At 42.4% G+C, this 1,200-nt stretch carries 1 protein-coding gene; it reads right to left on the reverse strand.

What is annotated here, in order from left to right; all coding sequences use genetic code 11:
• Window positions 1–2 precede the first annotated feature (2 nt).
• Window positions 3–1,199 (reverse strand): elongation factor Tu, encoded by a 1,197-nt coding sequence (gene tuf / locus CLCY_RS05340; RefSeq protein WP_048570107.1) that lies wholly within the window; start codon window positions 1,197–1,199, stop codon window positions 3–5.
• Window position 1,200: the final 1 nt, after the last annotated feature.

Raw genomic sequence — 1,200 nt, forward strand, 5'->3', positions numbered from 1 at the left:
AATTATTCAGCTGATATTGATGAAACAACTCCAGCCCCTACTGTTCTTCCACCTTCTCTGATCGCGAATCTTAGTCCATCTTCCATTGCGATTGAGTTAATTAGTTCAACGTTCATGTTGATGTGGTCTCCAGGCATACACATTTCTACACCGTCTGGTAGTGCGATTGATCCTGTTACGTCTGTTGTTCTGAAGAAGAATTGTGGTCTGTATCCGTTGAAGAATGCAGTATGTCTTCCTCCTTCTTCTTTCTTAAGTACGTATACTTGACCTTCGAACTTCTTGTGTGCTACTACTGATCCTGGTTTAGCTAGTACTTGACCTCTTTCGATATCATCTCTAGTTACACCTCTTAGTAGTGCTCCGATGTTATCTCCTGCTTGTGCTTGGTCTAGTAGCTTTCTGAACATTTCTACTCCAGTTACTACTGTCTTTCTTGTTTCTTCAGCTAGGCCTACTACTTCTACTTCGTCTCCTACCTTTAGAATTCCTCTTTCTACTCTTCCTGTTGCAACTGTTCCTCTACCTGTGATTGTAAATACGTCTTCTACTGGCATTAGGAATGTCTTGTCTGTTGCTCTTTCTGGTGTTGGGATATACTCGTCAACCTTAGCCATTAGCTCATGGATACATCCTGCTGCGTCTGCATCTGCTGGGTTTTCAAGTGCCTTAAGTGCTGATCCTACTACGATTGGAGTATCATCTCCTGGGAATTCATATTCGCTTAGTAGTTCTCTGATTTCCATTTCAACTAGTTCGATTAGTTCTGGATCATCTACCATGTCAGCTTTGTTTAGGAATACTACGATGTATGGTACCCCTACCTGTCTAGCTAGTAGGATATGCTCTCTTGTTTGAGGCATTGGTCCATCTGCTGCTGAACATACTAGGATTGCTCCGTCCATTTGTGCTGCTCCTGTGATCATGTTCTTTACATAGTCAGCATGTCCTGGACAGTCAACGTGTGCATAGTGTCTTGTTTCTGTTTCGTATTCTACGTGTGCAGTGTTGATTGTGATTCCTCTTTCTCTTTCTTCTGGAGCCTTATCAATTGCGCCGTAATCTTGTGCTTGCGCACCACCTGTTTGTGCTAAAACTGTTGTTATAGCTGCTGTAAGAGTTGTCTTACCGTGGTCAACGTGACCTATTGTTCCGATATTAACGTGTGGCTTATTTCTTTCAAATGTTGCCTTTGCCATT

Origin of the sequence: Clostridium cylindrosporum DSM 605, from assembly GCF_001047375.1 — a bacterium.
Taxonomy (GTDB): Bacteria; Bacillota; Clostridia; order Clostridiales; family Caloramatoraceae; genus Clostridium_AB; species Clostridium_AB cylindrosporum.